We start from the raw sequence: 18396 nt of genomic DNA on the forward strand, positions 1-18396 counted from the left end.
TCACTCGTGGGCGAGGGTGGCACGCAGTTCGGCGAGCCACTCGGCACCGAGGCGGCGCCCGTCCGGGAGCCGGTCGACGCGGTCCCACCGCCACGCCGTGATCATCGCGAGCACGAGGATCCGGCACTGCCGCAAGAGGACCGGATCGGCGCCCGGGTAGTGCGCGGCGACCGGCTCGGGTGCGTGGGCGAGATCGAACTCGACAGGCCCGCGACAACACGTCTCGAGGTCGATGAAGCGGGGCCCGTCGGCGGTCGCGAGGACGTTCCCGGCGTGGGGCTCGCCGTGCAGCAACTGCTCGTGGGGCAGCGGCTCGCCGCGTCGCGCCCGCTCTTCGATGCGGTCGCCGATCGCGCCGACGGTCAGCGCAAGCGTCTCGCGCAGCAGGTCCCGTTCCGGTTCGGGCAGGTCGGGGCTCCGGGTGCGGTCGGAGACGAGTAATCGCGCCTGCTCGACCCGGTCCGTGAAGTGCGGGGTCGGCAGGTCGACCGTGCGCATCCCGGCGTGCAGGCGGACCAGGGCGTCGGCATAGGCGGCCGGCGACAGATCCCCCACCTGCTCGTAGTGGGTCCAGAGGGTGAGCGCGAAGCCGTCCCGCCGATGAACGCGCGGCTCCACGCGCGGGTCGAGGGCGCCCACGGGGCAACCGGCACCCGCGAGCAGCCCGGCGAGTGCGACTTCGAACTCCGCGGCGCCGGGCTCATCGGGGGCCACGCGCACCAGCACGTCGGCCGGCAGCAGGCGAACGCTCACCTTGTTGGAGTTGTGCAGCACGACCGCGTCGTCCGCCCGTAGCCCGCACGCGGTGGCGACCGACCGTGCCGTCGAGACTGCTCGGGTCATCTCGGCCGTCGGCATCGGTCGCTCCCATCGTCGGAGCCCCGCGGCGCGGCCGTCGAGGCGGGTCCCGCCGCACGGTAGCGGGACACCGGAGGCGCCCGCACGCCCATTTCCGCGACCGCAAAGGCCTGGCCCGGCTGCCGTCGCTGCGGCTACCGTGCGCCGATGAACACGACGGCGGAACTCGCGGCCACCCTGGCCGGACACGATCACCGGCAGGCCCACGCGCACCTGGTGCGGGCCGGGTGGAGCGTATGCGGGGTGGGCGACTGGGCCGTGACCCTTCGATCGCCGGACGGCACGCTGGCGGCCCGGGTGTCGCCGTTCGACCCGGCCTACCCGGTGTTCGTGGACCTGTGCCGCCGACTCGAGGGCACGGCCCAGCTGCCCCGGGTCGAGGCGGACCTGCCCCTGCCCGGCGGCGGGCAGCTCACGATCATGGAGTTCCTGCTGCCCGCACCGGCCGACGTGGCCGAACGCGTACGCGCGTCCTGGGCGGCCGGGGACGATCCCGAACTGGCCGCGGTCCGGCGAGCGGCCGAGGACCTGGACGCCACCGCCCGGCGCGAGGTGCCGTGGTGGGACGGCATCGACCTCAACCCCGGCAACGTCATGCGGGCGCTCGACGGGCGCATCGTCCTGGTCGACGTCTTCTGCCTGGACGGGGCTGCGCTCTACGCCGCGCTCCTGGCCGATCCCGCGGGCTTCGCCGTGCGAGTTCCCGCCGACCGGGGACGGTATCTGACCGAGATCGCGTACATCGCCCGCAACAGCATTCCGGCGGAGATCACCGCCCTGCGCGCGGCAGCGCTGGAGGCGCACCCGCCACCCCCGTGACGACACAGTTGGTCGAGGCGAGCGCAGTCGAGGGCAGGGCCGCGCGTACCGTGGCCTACTCGGCGGCTCGCGCCGTTCGGGCGTACTCCGAACCCGAGCGGGTGCGTTCGAGGATCTCCTCGTCCACCATGGCCCGCCGGAGCGCAGCGGTGTCCGGGCCGAACCGGGCAAGACGCTCGTTCAGCTCCCGCTCGGGCACCACCTCGTCCGCGGCGAGGGCCTGCCGGGCGAGGAGTTCGAGCAGGGCACGTCGCTCGCCCGCGCCGGAGGGGTAGCGGTCGATCTCCCCGCGTGCGTTGAGGTAGCGCTCGATGCCGGGGCGTGGTTCGGTCGCCGCGGCGGCCAGGGCGCGGCCGAACACCTCCGGGTGCACGTCGAGCCGCCCGTCGACCTCCCGGACCAGGCCCGCGCGCACCAGCATGGCGCTCGCCTGCCGCTGCTTCGAGGTGCTCGGACCGGCGTTGATCGGCTCCGAGGCGCCGGCCAGGACGAGCTGGGCGAAGAGGTGCCGGGCGCGGGGGTTCGCCAGCGCCGCCATGATCGGCCGCCAGTCGGCACGAGCTGGGTCCCGGGTCACCCGACGATGCTACGGGTGAGCATCCGCTCCCTCAATGCTGCGGCCGGTCCCAGGGTTGCCGAGCCGGCTGTGTCTGACCGGCCGGAGGTTGCTCGCCCCACTGCGCCGGACCCGCCTGACCGGTCTGAACGGTCTGACCCCCGGGCACTCCCGCGCCCCCCTGCGGCGCGAGACCGGCGTACAGGACGGTGCCCGGCTGCTGCGGGTTGTCGACCAGCAGCACGAGGTCCCCGGTCCGCGGGATCTCGAGCTTGGACACCAGCGACTGCAGCGACACCTGGTGCCCGTCGACCTCCAGGACGAGCAGGACCACCGGGTCGTTGTTGATCATCTGACCGGTGTCCTGCAGGCCGAGGACCCTGGCGGTCCTGGTCGGATGGCCGGCCGCGCGCAGCTGCGCGGCGAGCTGGCCCTGGTTCATCGCGCCGGTGGCCTGTTGCATCGCCTCGGTGAACTCCCGGCCCATGAAGGCCTGCGTGAGCTTGCCGGTCAGCCCCCGGCCCTCGGCGATGTCGTTCGCCATCTGCATGCTCTCGGCCTGACGCTCGGCCATCGTCCTGCGCTTGAACAGTCCCATCGTGGTGCTCCTCGCTCCGTGGGCGGCCGATCCGCCCTGCCGACTCCCTGCGACAGCACCGACGTTAGGACGCCGGCACCGGCAACCGGTCCCAGGTTCGTAGGACTCTCACCCTCCGTTCCGGTCCGGTTCATCCGCGGCACCCAGAGTTCATCCGCGGACCCATGGCGGAACTGGGATCGGTTGTCGGTGGCCCGGGGCACGATCCGAGGGTCAGCGCGACTCGATCGCCACTGCACCGCAACCCAGCAAGGGGCACACCGTGGGCGCACGCCCGGCACCGATCGACGATCCACCCGCGCACCGGCCGCCCGGTCGCCGTCGGCACCGGCCGGTCGTCCGGGGCCGGCCGTTCCGCCGCCGCCGCCACCACCCGGGGCCGGCGTCTCCTAGACTCGGGCGCGTGAGCACCGAGGGGGAGCGCGCCGCGTCGACGATGCCCCGCGCCCTGGTGCTGGACCGCGCCTGGCGGGCCGCCGCCACCGACCACGCGCCCGCCCTCGACCCGCTGAGCAACTCCACCGGCGGGCCGCTGTCCCGCACGGTCAAGCTGATCCTGGACCCACTCGTGATCCGGCCCGGGCAACGCCCCGAGCTCGCGGCCACCACCCTCGCGACCGGCGTCGCGGACGAACTCCTCGGGATCGTCGCCGCCGCCGCGACGGTCCTGAGCCACACGGCCGCCTGGTTCACGGTGATCAAGCGGGCCCGCCGCGCGGCCGGGATCACCGAGGGCCACCCGCAGGACCTCTACTTCCAGCGGGCGTTCGAACTCGCCACCGTGCACGGCGAACCGACGGAGCCCGACGGCGCCCGGCTCGCCGCCGAGGTCCTCGCGGAGGTTCATCACGGGGGTCCGAGCGTCGCCCGGCTGCGCGAGCACCTCGCCGACCCGGCCGTGCGAGCCGCGCACGCCGACCGGCTGGCCCGGCACTGGTCGGCGCGGTCCGGCTCCGGCGACCCACAGGCAGACACCTGGACAACCGCGGGCGGCGCCGCGAGCTCCAGGGGCGAGGGCGACCCGCCGCAGACCACGCACCGGGAGGTGGCCGCCCCGGTCCTGGACGATGATGCCGCGGCCGCCGCGCACTGGCAGGACCTCGTCGAGCGCGACGCCGGCGCCGGGCTCGGCCGGCGCTGGTGGTTCACCGACGGGGCCGCCCGCGTCGACGGCGCCTCCACCCACGCCCGCCCGCCCGCCCCCGACCTCGGCGAGCATGCCTCCACCTCCGACCTGGCGCTCCCGCTGGACCGCAGCATCTACGAGCGGGTCTTCACCCTCGTGCGCGCCGCCGCCGGCCGCGACGAACTCGGTGACATCGCCGACGTCGTGACCGACGAGGTGGACCGGGCCACGTCGCCGTGCGGGTACACCGACCCGAACCTGCGCGCCGGTCTTCTCGTCGGGGTGGAACTGGCCCACCGGCTCCGCCCGATCGGCACCGGCTCAGCGGCCGGCCCCGGCGGGGCCGGCGGCTCGGAGCTGGAGCGGCGCATCAACCGGCGCTGGCAGCGCGAGGCCTACGTGTGGCAGGCGCGCCGGCTCCCGATCGGCGGCGACCCGGGCGCCGACGGGGCCCTCGGCGACGTCGCCCGGGAGGTCGCCGCCCCTGCGCCCCGGTATATCCGTCGGCTGTGGTCGAGGCTGCACGGCCGCGACGCCCGGTCCCGTCCTCTGGCCGGTCACGAGGAGGCCCTGGACGTCCTCGAAGGTGTCGCCCTGTCCGTGATCCGGGACCACCGCGACCGGGTCCGCGGCGCGCTGTCCCGCCTCGGTGGCCCCCCGCACCACGGACCGGAGGCGGCACTCCCGTGACCGACGTCAGCATCGCCGTCGACCCGCTCGGCGCCGTCACCATCGACCCGGCCGGCCGGACGCCGCCCCCGCCGTGGCGGGCGGGCGTGGTGGACGCCGTCGGCGGCTCCCTCACCTGGCCGGTCGGAAGCCCCCGGACCTCAGCCCCGCACGCCGTCCTCGACGATCCCGACGCCGCGCAACAGTGGCTCTGGCAGGTCTACGGGACCCAGGTGGCGCTCGCCGTGGCGACCCTCGCGGCGGACCCGGCGGCGGGGAACCTTGCCGCGGCCGCCGAGGCCGGTCCGCTGACCGGGGTCGCCCACCGCCTCGGGCACGTCTGCTGGGCGCAGGCCTGGTGGCCCGCCTCGGTGCTCGACGGCGTCCCGCCCCTGGACGCCGACCTGCTCCTGCTCGAGCGGGTCGGGTTGGAGCACGAGGCCGACGGCCTCGTCGACGACGCCCTCGGCCCGGCCGCGGCATCCGGCGTCGCGCGCGCCCTGGCCACGCTGGACGCGCTCAACGGTGACCTCGAACCGCAGTCGCCGGAGTCCGTGACCGTTGCGCAGGCGCGGGCCGCGGCCCTGGACTGGGCCGAGGCTTTGGAGGTGGAACTGACCCCCGAGCCCGTTGCCCGCGCGGAGGCGTTCGCGCTCGCGGCCGGCGCCGTCGCCGTGCCCGGGGTGGAACTGGCCCGTGGCCGCCACGGCGCCACCTGGGCCGGTCTGCCGGCCGGCCTCGTGGACGCCGCCGAGACGGCGGTCTCCTGGAGCCTGCGCCGCACCGGCACCGGCGGTGAGCTGATCGTCGAGGTCACCGGCCTGCCCGGCCGCCCACCCGGGCTCACGCTCACCGCCGCCGTTCTGGACGGGATGCGCTCCGCCGTCGTGCTCGACCTTCGTCCCGACGAGAACGGCTGGCGCGCGCAGGCGCCGGTACCGGCCGGAACCGGGACGGACCTGACCGTCCTGGTGAGCCTGCCGGGCTACGGGAGGGCGGGGCCCGGACCGGAGGCGGACGACCGGGACCGGGTCCGCGACGCGGCGCGGGCGCTGCTCGAGGCGCCGGTGCTCCTCGCCGAGGGCGCGGCCAGGGCCGTCGATGAGGATTTCTGACACCATCCGCCGGCAGATCCACACCGGCATCGAGTACCAGATGGCGGGTCGGTGGAAGGAGGCCGAGCGGACCCTGAGGTCCGTGGAGCGCCCGATCCGGGCGCTGCCCGCCGGGTCCGAACGCACGCACCTGGAACTGGCGCTGGGCGAGGCCCGAGCCACCCTGCACATGTACCGGCAGGAGTGGGCGGCCGCCGAGGCGCGGCTGCGCGAGATGCTGCGAGCGATCCCGGCCGAGCCCGAGGAGTCCCTGAAGCAGTGGCAGGGGAGTGCGCTGACGAACCTGTCCTCGGTGTGCGCGCAGAGCGGCCGGGACCTCGAGGCCGCCGAGCTCTCCGAGCGCGCGGTCGCAGTGTTCGAGTCGATGACCGCGCCGCGTCCGGAGGACGTGGAGATGCTCGCGACCACCCGGAACAACCTCGCCGCCCAGGCGGCCCGGGAGTCCCGGTTCGAGGACGCGAAGCGGCACGCCGGTCGCGCCCTGGTCGCCGCCACCGGACAGGGCTCCATGCTGCCCGAGGGGCAGGCGCTGCGGCTGCTCGGGACGATCGCGTCGATGGAGGGTGACCTGGTCGCCGCGGCCGACCTGCTGGGCCGCGCCCAGGACGTGCTGACCCGGTTCGGTGCCCACCTGGAGAGCGCCCAGGTGGGCCTGGTGCTGGCCCGGCTCGCCGCCCAGGGCGGCGACGGACCGCAGTTCGCCGCGCACATGGAGACCGTCCGGGAGGCGTTCCGGAGCCGCGGCGAACTTCGGGCGATCGCCGAGATCGACCACATGCAGGCCGAGTTCCTGCTCGCCTGGGTGCCTCCCGACCACGACCGGGCCGCCCTGGACCTGGACTGGACCGGCGTCGATGCGAGCACCGACCCGTACACCCTGTCCCAGGACCACCAGAACGACCTGCTGCTCGGCGGCGCCCTCGACTACGCCGTCCCGGCCGCGCTGGCGCTGGACGCGATGCGCACCCAGTTCCCGTCCGGCTATCAGCGTGAGCGGTTCGTCGCGCAGGTCGCCGACCCGGCCAGGGACGCGGCGTTCCGGGCCGCGCTGCAGTCCTCCAACGGCATGCTCGTCTTCGCGCTGATCGAGTGGCAGGCGGCCAGTGGCACGCCCACCGTGGTGCTCCCGGCGGCCGTCGCGGCCCGTCCCATCAACGGCGCTGCGGCCGCCGCGGCGAGCGCCGACGAGGCCGTCGAACTCATGCTCCCGAGCGGCCCGGCGGTGGCCGTGGAACCGGTGCCGCGGATGGTGCTGGCCCCCGGGCAGGGGGAGGTCCTCGCCGAGGAGTACGCAGGAGCGCGCACGCGGTACGGGCAGGAACTGCGCTCACCCGAGCTCGTCCAGCGCTGGGCCGAGCCGGGCGAGGCGCCCACGGTCGTGCTGACCTACGTCGACACCGGGCACGGCACGTTCTGCAACTGGCGCGTCGACGGCGAGCCCGGGGGTGTCGGCCGGGTCGGGCACGAGGAGCTGGAGCGCGTGCTGGGCCGACTCGCGCAGGGGCTGCCGTCGGTGGCAGCAGGGGCGGACAAGGTCGCCTCCTACACCGACCTGCTCACCTCCGGGCCGCTCGTGGACTACGACGCCGAGTGGGAACTCGCGGTCGGCTTGGCCCAGACGTTCCTGGCGACGCAGCTCGTGGACCAGCTCGCCGCCTACCACGAGGCCGGTGTGCGTCCCCATGTGCGGATACAGCCCTCCCCACGCACCGCGTCCGTGCCGTGGGAGCTGCTCGCAGTGGACGGCTCCGACGTGCGGCTGGTGGAGATCGCCGACGTCACCGTGGTAGCGCCGGGCCAGGTGCCCGGCGCCGGTACCGACGCTGCCGACGGCGGGGCTCGCTCCGTGTGGTCCGGCGGCGGCCGGTTCCGGGGCCGGGGTGGCGCCGGGGCGACGGCGTCCGGCGCAGCAGTGCCCGGTGTGGCCGATGCCCGTCCGGCGCGTGGGGGACTGCTCGGGCGGCTGCGCCGGTCCGGTGCTGGTGGTGCCGCACCGGTCTCCGACGGTGTGGGTGGAGACGTACTCGCCGCAAGCGGTGCGGGCGTTGCCGCCGCCGGTGCTCCGGGAGTTGCGGCGGCCTCCTCGGCGGCGGACACGGTCATGGCCCTCGACCCGCGGATCCCCGGCTGGCCCGCCGCGTCCGCGCTCGGCTCCGTGCTCGGCCGGGTCACCCCTGGCGATGCACGGTACGCGGGGCTGCTCGAGCGGCTCGACTCCTACGCCCGCGCCGGCCGCGTCGACGTGCCCGGCGGCGACCTGACCGGCTTGTTCCGCCGCACCGACGCCGACCGGGACTGGCTCGCCGCGGCGTTGCAGGCCGGTCCCAAGCGGCTCGTCTACGTCGGTCACGTCACCGCCGCCGCCGCCGATCGCGGCCAGGCCGACGACAGCCAGCTCCACCTGTCCTGCACCGCCGAGGTCCCGGGCCTTGCCGAGCCGATGCGCGAGCACCGTCCGCTCTCGGCGCGGGACCTGCTCGCCGACCCGCAGCGCTGGCCGATGCCCGAGCGGGTCGCCCTGATCGGGTGCGAGTCCGGCACGGACGCCCGGTTCCGCGACCCCTACGGCTTGGTCGGCGCCGTGGTGCGCGCCGGCGCCACCCTGGTCACCGGCACCCGCTGGCCGCTGCTCACCGAGCACGCGCTGTCCTCGCTGGCAGACGTGGCCGGGAACCCGATCACCGACGCCGTGCTCGCCGTCGACGCCGCCCACGAGGCCCCCGACGCCGTCGCTGCGTTCAGCGCCTGGCAGCGCGAGCGACTCGCCGCCTGGCGCTCGACCCACGCCGTCGCGGACTCCCCGCTCCTGTGGGCCGGCCTGGTGACCTTCACCACCGCCTGACCCCCCGGCACCCTCCACCCGCCCACCCCTCCCCCTCCCCACCCCCGCCCCCGCCTCGCCCCGCCTCCGCCGGCCGAACGCGCACAAGCCCCCGGTCCGCGCGACGCCGACCAAGGGCTTCCGCGCGCTCGGCGACGGGACGGGTGGGGGGCGACGGGTCCGGTGGGTCAGGGGTGGGCGGCGGCGACGACCACGGGGTCGGCGCAACCGGCCGCGAAACCCGCGATCCGCCTGTCGATGTCGCGCTGCAGCACCCACACGCCGACCCGCTCCGCGAGCGGAGCGAGCCACGCCGGCCGACACGAGAAGTTGTACCGCCAGATCGCCCGAGTACCTGCGCCGTCGACCGCCTCGAACCGCCAGCCACCGCCCAGGCGAGCGAAGAACCACGGCCCGGTGACCATCTTCATGCCGACGTTGCGCGGCGGGTTGTAGGAGACGTACTCACTGACCATCCGCAGCCCGCTGCGGTGCCGGGTCATCGTGCGCACGCCCTTCGCGGGCGCGGTGGCGCCGTCGAGGAAGTGCTGACGGCGGATGAACGGGTCCCAGCGCAGCCGCACCTGCCCGGTGGTCTGGGAGACCGCGAACGCCGTCGCCGGATCGAGGCCCACCACAACGCTCGACTCGACCACCGGCATGGCAGCGATCGTCTCACGTCGACCCGGTTACGCTGCAGCGGTGTCGACACCGAGTGGCCTCCTCCTGCGCAACGTGCGCCGCCCCGGCGGCGCAGGTCCGATCGACGTGCAGATCCGCGATGGCCGGATCGCGTCGATGTCCGACGGCGGCGGGCGGCCCGGCATCAACGGCACCAACACCCCGGCCGGGTCGGTGGAGCAGGTCGACGCCGACGGCGCCTTCCTGGTACCCGGACTCTGGGACTCGCACGTGCACATGCAGCAGTGGGCGCTGCTGCGCGAACGGTTGGACGTCAGCGCCGCGACGTCCGCCGCGCAGGTCGTGCGGATGGTCGCCGACCGCCTCGCCGAACGCCCCAGCCCGCCCGGCGGACCGGCCCACGCGGCCCTCGACGGGTTCGGGTTCCGGGACGGGCTGTGGCCCGATGCGCCCACGCTTGCCGCCCTGGATGCGGTGGCCGGTGAGGTCCCGGTGATCCTGGTCAGCGGCGACGTCCACAGTGCGTGGGTCAACGGCGCGGGCGCCCGGCTGCTCGGCGTGCACGTCGGGGCCGACGGCATGATCCGGGAGGGGCCCTGGTTCCAGGCCTCCCGGGACTACGAGGAGGCCCCCGAGCACCGCCGCGAGGCGCTCGTGGCACGCGCCGCCTGGGCCGCCGCCGCACGCGGGGTGACCGGGGTCGTGGACCTGGAGATGGCGGACAACGTGGCCGCCTGGCAGGACCGGATCGCGGCCGGCGTCGACCAGGTGCGGGTCCGCGCCGGGTGCTACCCGGACCGGCTCGAGCAGACGATCGCCGCCGGGCTGCGGACCGGCGCCGAGATCGAGGGCACCGACGGGTTGCTGACCGTCGGCCCGCTCAAGATCATCTCCGACGGTGCGCTGAACACGCGGACCGCCCACTGCCGGCACGCGTACCCCGACGGCGGTCATGGCGTGCAGGAGTGGAGCGGGGCGCAGCTCGTCGAACTGGTCACCAGGGCGCACACGGCCGGTCTGGCGACCACGATCCACGCGATCGGGGACCGGGCCAACACCATCGCGCTCGACGCGTTCGCCGCGGCCGGGGTCGGCGGGCGGATCGAACACGCCCAACTGGTCGAGGCGTCCGATGTGCCCCGGTTCGCCGCGCTCGGGGTCACCGCCAGCGTGCAGCCCGAGCACCTCATCGACGACCGGGACGTCGCCGACGTCTACTGGCCCGGCCGGACCGCGGACGCGTTCCCGCTGGCGTCGCTGGCGAGGGCGGGCGCCCGGATCCGGTTCGGCTCGGACGCGCCGGTGTCCCCGCTGGACCCCTGGCTGGGCATCGCCGCAGCGGTTGCCCGCACGCGCGACGGCCGGGAACCGTGGGGCCCGGAGCAGCGGATCGGCCCGGCCCTCGCCCTCGCCTGCGCCGCGGACGGTCGCACCGGCGTCCGGGTGTCGGACGTCGCCGACCTGGTGCTCGTCGGCGCCGACCCCCTGACCGCGGACGCCACCTCGACGCTGCGGCGCATGCCCGTCCTGGCCACCATGCTCGGCGGCCGGTTCACCCACCGCGACGGGATCTAGGAGCCGGCCGGCCCGCGTTCGGCGGCGAGCACCATCGCCACGGCGTCCCGGGCCACCTGGAGACGCTGCGCCACGGGCCGGCTCGGCGGTCCGGCCGTGACCTTCACCCCCCGGTAGCACGGGGCTCCCGCGCCGGCCGCCTCGAACGTGCGACGCAACTCCTCCGGACCGAGCAGGCTCTCGGCCCAGATGCCCTGGCCGCCCGCACCCCGGGGCGCGATGTGCCCGTCCTGCCACGGCACCCCCCACGGCCCGGAGTCGGGGCTGGCGCCCGAGAACATGATCCCGGCCAGCCGGCCCCGTTCGGCGGCCAGCCGGACGTGCTCCTCGGGGGTCTGCGCGGAGCGCCCCTCGATGGCACTCCGCCCCCAGTTCACGGTGAGCCCGAGCCGTTCGTCCCCGAGGGCCTCGATCACGGTCAGTTCGGCGTGCGCCTCGAGGAAGCCCTTCTGCGGGGTGCGGCCCGGGCGCGGGGCGTCGCAGTGCTCCACGGCGAGCGTCGTTCCGGTCGACTCGGCCTCGAGCAGCTCGGTCAGCGAGCGCTCGAACTCGCCAACGGATGCGGACCCGGTCGGGGCGCTGTTGATCTCGATGGCGCGGACGCGCTGCCGGCCGGCCAGGTCCGCGGCGCGCTTCGCGACCGTCAGGGCGCGGCGGACGTCCTCGACCGCGGCCGCACGGCCGTCCGTGTCGGTGGAGGCGAGCCCGTACCGAGGGTCGGCGGCGAGCCGGGCCATCACGGTCGGGATGCAGGTGATCACCAGGTCCCAGCCCTCGGGCACGAGCGTCGGTAGGCCGTCGGCTCCGGCCACCCAGCCGGGGCTCGCGCCGACGGCGTCCTCGAGCGGGATCTCGAGCGTGTCCACGTCCGGGAGCTCGGCGAGCGCGCGGTACGCGTCCGGCAGCTCATCCGGCGTTCGCCCGGCGAACAGGGCGTACGCGCCGAGCACCAGGCCGCCACCGGCCGTCATCGTCGACACCCCCGGTTCCTCGGGCGGGCGGGAGGCGGCGTGATCGGTTCGCGGTGTCGGTGCACGTCGCCACGGTACCGCCGCACGGGACCCCGGCGACGGTTCGTCCACCGCTGTCCGCAGCCGCCGGCGGGCCGGGTGGCCAGGATCAGTCCGTCGCGGCCCCGGCTCCGGACGGGCCCGCGGCGGCGAGGCGGACGCTGATGCCGTCGAAGTGCTCGACCAGCGACCTCGCGACCCACTCCGGGTCACCGGACGCGAGCGCGTCACAGATCTCCCGGTGCCAGCTCGCGGCGTCGGCAGGGGTGTACCGGGGGCCGGGGAGGCGGTCGTCGACCTGCTGGAAGGTGTTCCAGAAGACCCGGAGCAGGTCCAGGATCAGGCCGTTGTGCAGGGGGGTGTACATGGCTGCATGGAAGCGCCAGTCCTCGTCCGGGAAGTAGCGGCCCTGCGCGGCGGCCGCCTCCATCTCGGCGACGACCGCCTCCAGCGGCTCGCGGGAGCCGTGGGACCAGTACTCGGTCACCTCGCGGGCGAGCCCGACCTCGAGTGCGCGGCGCAGTTGCAGGAGTTCGCGCACGTCCTGCAGGTCGCCGCTCGCGGACAAGGTCAGGCGGAAGCCGAGGCCCTCCTCCAGGGAGTTCAGACCGGCCGAGCCCACGAACGTCCCGTAGCCGTGCCGCACGTCGATGATGCCCACGGCCTGCAGGGCCTTGATCGCCTCGCGCAGCGAGTTCCGGGAGACGCCCAACTCGGCCATGAGTTCCGGCTCGGTGGGCAGTGGGTCGCCGGCCTTCAGCCTGCGTTCGACGATCAGATCTCGGATCCGGGTGCGGGTCACGGCCTGGCTGGCCAGCGCCCGTCCTGCTCCGCCCTGCGTCGCCATGTGCCGGTGACTCCCTCCGCCCTCATCCGGTCGATCCGACACCTACCTTCTCACCGATCCGTGGTCCGAACTCCGCGACGATGCCGCGGACCGCCTCGATCTCGCCCTCGTCGAGGGGGATTCCGGGTCGCGCGAGGTTCGCGCCCGTGATCACGCCGAGCGTCACCAGGGCGGCCTTGAACGCCCCGAGCGCGGCCGAGGTACCGGACCGGCCGGCCGTGCTTGCGGCGGCGGTGATCCGGAACAACTCGAACAGCCGGTCCTGCTCGGCGCGCGCGTCCTCGGTGCGGCCGGCGCGGGCCAGGTCGAACAGGCGCCGGTATCCGGCCGGGTCCACATTCCCGAGACCGGGCACCACACCGTCGCAGCCCAGCCCGATCGCGTAGTCCACGGTGAGCTCGGATCCGGTGAAGACGGACAGGTCCACTCCGCGCCTGGATCGTCGCGAGAGCAGGGCGCGCAGCGAGACGTCGGAGCCGCTCGAGTCCTTCACCGCCACGATCGCCCCGTCCGCGGCGAGGTCGATCACAGTCTCCGGTCGGAGCTTCGTCCCCACGCGGGACGGGATGTCGTAGGCCACCACCGGCACGTCGACGCGCGCCGCGACGTCGGTGAAGTGGCGGTGGATCTCGGTCGGGTGGGTGCCCGCATAGAACGGCGCGGTCACCACCACCGCCGAGGCCCCGGCGGCGGCGGCGCGGCGCGCCTGGTCGACCACCCGCGCGGTGCCGGTGTCGATCGCGCCGACGAGCACCGGAAGTCGGCCCGCGGCGCGGGCCACCGCGACCGCCACCACCCGTTCGCGCTGGGCGTCGGAGAGCGCACTCACCTCGCCGGTGGTTCCGAGCACGAACAAGCCGTGCACGCCGCCGTCGACCAGATGGTCGACGAGCCGGTCCAGCGAGGACTCGTCGACCTCTCCGTCCGGGGCGAGGGGGGTACACAGCGGGGGGATGACGCCGGCGAGACGACCGTGGCTCGTCACTGGATTCCTTCCGTTCGGGTGGGGTGGATGAAGCGAATGGATTCGTACGCGGATCCCGAGCCAGCCTCGACGAGGGCGGCGGGCGTGCCGTCCGCGAGCAGGGCAAGGTCGCTGTAGGCGCCGGGACCGGCGTGTAGCACGGGCCCTCGGCGCCAGGCCGCCCCGGAGTCGTCGCTGCGCCAGAGGGTGACGTCGCGGCGTTCGTCGGGATGTCCGGGTGTGCTCAACCAGAGCGTGCCGGAGCCGTTCGCGAGGACGCTGCCCTGGACGGCGGGTACCGGAAGGTCCGGGTGTGGGCGGAACGGGGCCCGCAGGCTCTCCCCGCCGTCGTCGGACCACGCGCCCAGGCGACCACCCGCGGACGCCTGGTTGCGCGCATTGACGTACACGACGCCGTCGGGCAGTTCCGCCGCGGTCGCCTCGTTCGGGTTCAAGGCGGCACCCGCCGGGCGCGCGGTGGAATCGACGGCACCGACCCGCCAGGTGTGACCGCCGTCGTCGCTGAGCATCAGGTGGCCGCCGTAGGAGTGGTCACCGGGCGCGGCGGCCAGGATCGAGTGCGTGCAGGCGGCGATCAGGCGGCCGCGTTCCGGGCCGTGGGCGAGCGTGAGACCGTGACCGGGACCGGTCGCGAACCAGCCCCAGTCCGAGCGGCGGACCTGGTCGGTGACCTCGACCGGAGGTCCGAACGGCTGACCCGGACCGGGCGCGTGCTGCACCCAGACCCGGCGCCGGTCGCCCTCGGGAACTCCGGGTCGCATCAGTTCCGACTCGTGCACCGACGCGCCGTTGGTCATGGTGAGCAGGACGATCTCGCCGGTCGCCGTCACGAACGGCATCGGGTTGCCCGTGGTGTGGTCCGGCCGCCGGGTGACGACCGTGAGCGGCCCCCACGTCGCACCGGAGTCGGGGGAGTGCCGCACGACGAGGTCGATCCGGCCGGTGTCGCCGGCGGAGTCTCGCCGACCCTCACAGAACGCCAGCACGTGCGTGCCGGACGTGACCAGCGCCGGGATCCGGAACGCGGCATAACCGTGCGTCCCCGCGGCGAAGAGCACCTGCTCGTTCGGGGTCGTCGGCGGCTCACGGTCGACACCTCTTGAGGACATGGGACGTACTATGTCATGCTGACGCCGTCTTGTACCAGTCCAGGTCCGAAGGAGAACCGGATGTCACGTTCATGGAAGAGCTTCGAGACAGACCGACGTACCGTGCTCAGGGGCGGGGTGGCCGCAGCGGTCGCCGCGCTCGGCGGCAGCGCACTCGCCAGCTGTTCCAGCCCGGGCTCATCGGGCGGCGGGAGCGGCGGCGGTGCCGGTGCCACCGTGGACCTTCCCACGTTCCAGCAGTACGACGGGGTGCCCCCGGACTTCCCGGCGGCGGCGGAAGGGATGAACGAGGGTTTCCGTGCCTACCCGGCCAACCCGGGACGGGTGATCGAGGAGGCCCCCGGGGACGGTGAGGTCATCACGTTCATGACCAATATCCCTGGTGCCATCCCGCCGACCCGGGACGCCAACTCCTTCTGGCAGGCGCTCGAGGAGCGGATCGGATCGCCGCTGGAGATCTCGATGTCCTCCAACGACGAGTACAAGAGCAAGTTCGCCACCCGCATCGCCGGTGGGGACATCCCGGACATCCTCAACATCCCCAAGGATGTCGCGCAGCTCCCGGATCTGCTCGAGGCCACGTGTCTGGACCTCACGGAGTACCTGGCCGGCGACGCCGTGCTGGACTATCCGTTCCTGGCGAACCTGCCGGAACAGTCGTGGCCGGACACCCGGTTCAACGGCAAGATCTTCGCGGTTCCGGTCCCCCGCGGGATGTCGCGGACGTCCGCCCCGATCTACCGTCAGGACCTCACCGAGGCGGCGGGCATCGCCGACGCGGACCCGGGCAGCTTCGACGACTTCATTGCCCTGTGCACCGAGATGACCGCCCCCGGCGCCAACCGGTGGGCGTGGGCGTCGATGCCGTCCCAGTACATCCAGCAGATGTGGGGCACGCCCTACCTCTGGGGTGAGGAGGGCGGCGCCTTCACGCACATGTACGAGACCGAGGAGATGCTCGGTGCGATCGAGGACATGATCGCGGTCTGGGCGGCCGGCGTCGTCAACCCCGACGCCTACACCGCGAGCGGCGGCGCGAAGAAGCAGTGGATCGCGGCCGGCACGGCGGTCTTCGTCCACGACAGCTTCGTCGCGTGGAACCAGTTCTACACCGACAACCCGACCGTCACCGAACTGCGCATCAACATGCTGGACGTGCCCGGCCGGGACGGCGGCCAGGGTTCCCCGTGGATGGGCGCAGCGAACAACAACATCACCGCGTTCAACGCCGAGACGACCCACGACCCCGAGGTCCTGCTCGCGATCGCGAACTGGATGGCCGCCCCGTTCGGCACCGAGGAGTACCTGTTCCGCAAGTTCGGTGTGGCCGGTGAGCACTACGAGCTGGCCGGCAGCGACCCGGTTCCCACCGCGCTCGGCACCTCCGAGGTGGGGATCGGCCTGCAGTACATCAGCGACGCCGCGATGGCGCTGTACCTGCCCGGCCGCCCGGACATCCCCGAGACGCAGCACGCGGTGCAGGCGAAGATGGTCGACCGTCTCGTCACGGACGCGTCCTACGGCCTGTACTCGGAGACCAAGTCCCGGATGAACGCCCAGCTCGAGGGCGCCGTCAACGATGCACTGAACCAGGTGGTGCAGGGCAACGCCGGGATCGAGACCTTCACCGCCGCCGTCGACACCTGGCGCACGAGCGGTGGGGACGCCATCCGCAGTGAGTTGGAGGAGGCGTATGCCGCAGAGCACGGCTGAGCGGACGGCGCCGCCCGCGGTCGCGGCCCGCCCGGGGCCGCGGGCTGGTACGCCGCCACGGCGCCACCTCTCCTGGTGGCGGAGGCTGAGCCGGGACCGGATGCTGGTGCTCTTCGCGGTTCCGGGGATGCTGGCCGCGCTGCTGTTCCAGTACGTTCCTCTGCTCGGGAACGTGATCGCCTTCAAGGCCTACCAGCCGTTCCTCGGCATCGCCGAGAGCCCCTGGGTGGGGTGGGAGAACTTCCGCGCCATCCTCAGTGGCGACCCGGCGTTCCTGGCCGCCCTGCGCAACACCCTGATCCTGACCGGGCTGCAGGCATTGCTGGTGTTCCCCGCGCCGATCGTGCTGGCGCTGCTGCTGAACAGCCTGTTCTCGGACAAGATCAAACGGATCGTGCAGAACGTCCTGTACCTGCCGCACTTCCTGTCCTGGGTGATCGTCGTCGCGGTGTTCCAGCAGATGCTCGGCGGCAGCGGGCTGTTGAACAACTTCCTGCGCTCCCATGACATGGCCGCGCTGGAGATCATCGGCAACCCGGACGTGTTCCACCTGCTGCTGACCGCGCAGATCATCTGGAAGGACACCGGCTGGGCCACGATCATCTTCCTGGCGGCCCTGTCCACTGTCGATCCGCAGCTCTACGAGGCGGCCGCCGTGGACGGTGCGGGCCGGCTCCGGCAGATGTGGCACATCACCCTGCCGGCGCTCAAGGGCGTGATCATCCTGCTGTTCATCCTGCGGCTGGGCGACTCCCTGTCCGTGGGCTTCGAGCAGATCATCCTGCAGCAGGCCGCCGTCGGGCGCGGGGTCAGCGAGGTGCTGGACACGTACGTCTACAACAACGGGATCGTCGGTGGCCAGTGGGGCCTGTCCGCCGCGGTCGGCCTGGTCAAGGGCGTGGTCGGCGTGATCCTCGTCCTCGGAGCGAACAAGCTCGCCCACATCTTCGGAGAGCAGGGGGTCTACAAGTCATGACCACGTCCCGGACCGTCAGCCCTGCACCTGCGGGCCGAACACCGCGTCGCCGGCGTGGCCGGCGGCTCGTCCTCGGCACCCCGCTGCCGCCCTGGCCGGTGCAGGCGGCCAAGGCCCTGGTGCTCGGCATCTTCTGCGCCCTGGTGATCGCGCCGTTCGTGGCGATCGTCTCCACCTCGATCGCGCCTCGCGACCAGATCTCCCGGGCCGGGGGACTGGTGCTGTGGCCGGACGCGGTCAACGTGGACGCCTACCGGTCGATCCTCTCCGGCGGTGTCGTCACCCAGGCGGCGCTGATCAGCGTGGGTGTCACACTCGTCGGCACGGCGATCAGCCTGTTCACGTCCTGCCTGCTCGCGTACGGGCTGTCCCGGCCGGGCTCGTTCGGCAGCCGGGGCATGCTGCTCGTCGTCCTGTTCTCGATGCTGTTCTCGGCCGGCATCATCCCGACCTACCTGCTGGTCCGCGGCCTCGGCCTGATCGACACCCTCTGGGCGCTGATCCTGCCCACCATGATCAGCGGGTTCAACGTGGTGGTGCTGCGCTCGTTCTTCATGAACATCCCGGCCGAGCTGCTCGAGAGCGCCAGGATCGACGGCGCCGGCGAGTGGCGGATCTTCTCCGGGATCGTGATCCCGTTGTCGAAGGCGGTGCTCGCCGTGATCGGCCTGTTCTACGCGGTCAGCTACTGGAACGCGTATTTCAACGCCCTCATCTACCTCAACGACTCGGGCCTGTGGCCGCTGCAGCTCGTGCTGCGCACCTACGTGATCAACGAGACGGCGCTGTCGAACACCGACCTCAGCGTCGCCGAGAACCTGCCCGCCCAGCCGTCCCTGCAGATGGCGATCCTGGTGGTGTCGCTGGTGCCGATCCTGATCCTGTACCCGTTCCTCCAGCGGCACTTCGCCAAGGGAATGATGATCGGCGCCGTGAAGGGCTGATCCCGAACCATCTCTCGATGAACCCGACCCGAC

General features: G+C 73.5%; 16 protein-coding genes. 8 read left to right on the plus strand and 8 right to left on the minus strand.

Annotated features, from left to right (window positions below; all coding sequences use genetic code 11):
* Entirely contained in the window at positions 1-858 is an 858-nt protein-coding gene (locus tag EXU48_RS08925; RefSeq protein ID WP_133107309.1) for a phosphotransferase, read from the minus strand.
* A 147-nt stretch (positions 859-1005) separates the two neighbouring features.
* On the opposite strand from EXU48_RS08925, the gene EXU48_RS08930 reads away from it, so the two are divergent.
* A complete protein-coding gene (locus tag EXU48_RS08930) occupies positions 1006-1677 on the plus strand; it encodes a hypothetical protein (RefSeq protein WP_133107310.1) in 672 nt (223 codons plus the stop codon).
* 55 nt (positions 1678-1732) lie between these two features.
* On the opposite strand, the gene EXU48_RS08935 is transcribed toward EXU48_RS08930, so the two are convergent.
* Entirely contained in the window at positions 1733-2254 is a 522-nt protein-coding gene (locus tag EXU48_RS08935) for a DUF2087 domain-containing protein (RefSeq protein ID WP_235856924.1), read from the minus strand.
* A 31-nt stretch (positions 2255-2285) separates the two neighbouring features.
* Complete coding sequence (locus EXU48_RS08940) at positions 2286-2831, minus strand: hypothetical protein (protein ID WP_133107311.1); 546 nt, start codon at positions 2829-2831, stop codon at positions 2286-2288.
* A gap of 403 nt (positions 2832-3234) precedes the next feature.
* On the opposite strand from EXU48_RS08940, the gene EXU48_RS24470 reads away from it, so the two are divergent.
* The 3 genes from EXU48_RS24470 to EXU48_RS08955 are packed head-to-tail and all read left to right on the plus strand — an operon-like array spanning position 3235 to position 8583.
* Positions 3235-4647 carry a hypothetical protein gene (locus EXU48_RS24470; protein WP_165962739.1) on the plus strand — a complete coding sequence of 471 codons (1413 nt, stop codon included), beginning with the start codon at positions 3235-3237 and terminating at the stop codon, positions 4645-4647.
* The gene (locus tag EXU48_RS08950) at positions 4644-5741 is read left to right on the plus strand and encodes a hypothetical protein (RefSeq protein WP_133107312.1); all 1098 of its coding nucleotides are present in this window, start codon (positions 4644-4646) and stop codon (positions 5739-5741) included. The genes EXU48_RS24470 and EXU48_RS08950 overlap by 4 nt, the downstream gene beginning before the upstream one ends.
* Complete coding sequence (locus EXU48_RS08955) at positions 5728-8583, plus strand: CHAT domain-containing protein (protein WP_133107313.1); 2856 nt, start codon at positions 5728-5730, stop codon at positions 8581-8583. The genes EXU48_RS08950 and EXU48_RS08955 overlap by 14 nt, the downstream gene beginning before the upstream one ends.
* A 167-nt stretch (positions 8584-8750) precedes the next feature.
* On the opposite strand, the gene EXU48_RS08960 is transcribed toward EXU48_RS08955, so the two are convergent.
* Positions 8751-9224: an SRPBCC family protein gene (locus EXU48_RS08960; RefSeq protein WP_133107314.1), complete on the minus strand. Its 474-nt coding sequence runs from the start codon at positions 9222-9224 to the stop codon at positions 8751-8753.
* A 40-nt stretch (positions 9225-9264) separates the two neighbouring features.
* Between EXU48_RS08960 and EXU48_RS08965 the strand changes: the two genes are divergently transcribed.
* Entirely contained in the window at positions 9265-10779 is a 1515-nt protein-coding gene (locus tag EXU48_RS08965; RefSeq protein WP_235856925.1) for an amidohydrolase, read from the plus strand.
* Here the strand turns inward: EXU48_RS08965 and EXU48_RS08970 are convergent.
* From EXU48_RS08970 to EXU48_RS08985, 4 genes are all read right to left on the minus strand, one after another.
* Positions 10776-11750: a DUF4862 family protein gene (locus tag EXU48_RS08970; RefSeq protein ID WP_235856953.1), complete on the minus strand. Its 975-nt coding sequence runs from the start codon at positions 11748-11750 to the stop codon at positions 10776-10778. The two genes, EXU48_RS08965 and EXU48_RS08970, sit on opposite strands and share 4 nt — an antisense overlap.
* A 148-nt stretch (positions 11751-11898) precedes the next feature.
* Positions 11899-12636, minus strand: coding sequence for a FadR/GntR family transcriptional regulator (locus EXU48_RS08975; protein WP_133107317.1), 738 nt, complete (start codon positions 12634-12636; stop codon positions 11899-11901).
* A 22-nt stretch (positions 12637-12658) separates the two neighbouring features.
* Positions 12659-13621 (minus strand): dihydrodipicolinate synthase family protein, encoded by a 963-nt coding sequence (locus tag EXU48_RS08980; RefSeq protein WP_133107318.1) that lies wholly within the window; start codon positions 13619-13621, stop codon positions 12659-12661.
* A complete protein-coding gene (locus EXU48_RS08985; RefSeq protein ID WP_133107319.1) occupies positions 13618-14730 on the minus strand; it encodes a sialidase family protein in 1113 nt (370 codons plus the stop codon). Before EXU48_RS08985 ends, EXU48_RS08980 begins: the two co-directional genes overlap by 4 nt.
* A gap of 60 nt (positions 14731-14790) precedes the next feature.
* Here EXU48_RS08985 and EXU48_RS08990 point away from each other — a divergent pair, with 60 nt between their 5' ends.
* From EXU48_RS08990 to EXU48_RS09000, 3 genes are read left to right on the plus strand one after another with little or no spacing between them, the layout of a single operon-like run.
* A complete protein-coding gene (locus EXU48_RS08990; protein WP_133107320.1) occupies positions 14791-16443 on the plus strand; it encodes an extracellular solute-binding protein in 1653 nt (550 codons plus the stop codon).
* Positions 16424-17419, plus strand: a complete 996-nt coding sequence (locus EXU48_RS08995; protein WP_133107321.1) for an ABC transporter permease — start codon at positions 16424-16426, stop codon at positions 17417-17419. The genes EXU48_RS08990 and EXU48_RS08995 overlap by 20 nt, the downstream gene beginning before the upstream one ends.
* Positions 17416-18363: a carbohydrate ABC transporter permease gene (locus tag EXU48_RS09000; protein WP_133107322.1), complete on the plus strand. Its 948-nt coding sequence runs from the start codon at positions 17416-17418 to the stop codon at positions 18361-18363. Before EXU48_RS08995 ends, EXU48_RS09000 begins: the two co-directional genes overlap by 4 nt.
* Positions 18364-18396 lie beyond the last annotated feature (33 nt).

The sequence above is a fragment of the Occultella glacieicola genome (assembly GCF_004353825.1).
Lineage (GTDB): Bacteria > Actinomycetota > Actinomycetes > Actinomycetales > Beutenbergiaceae > Occultella > Occultella glacieicola.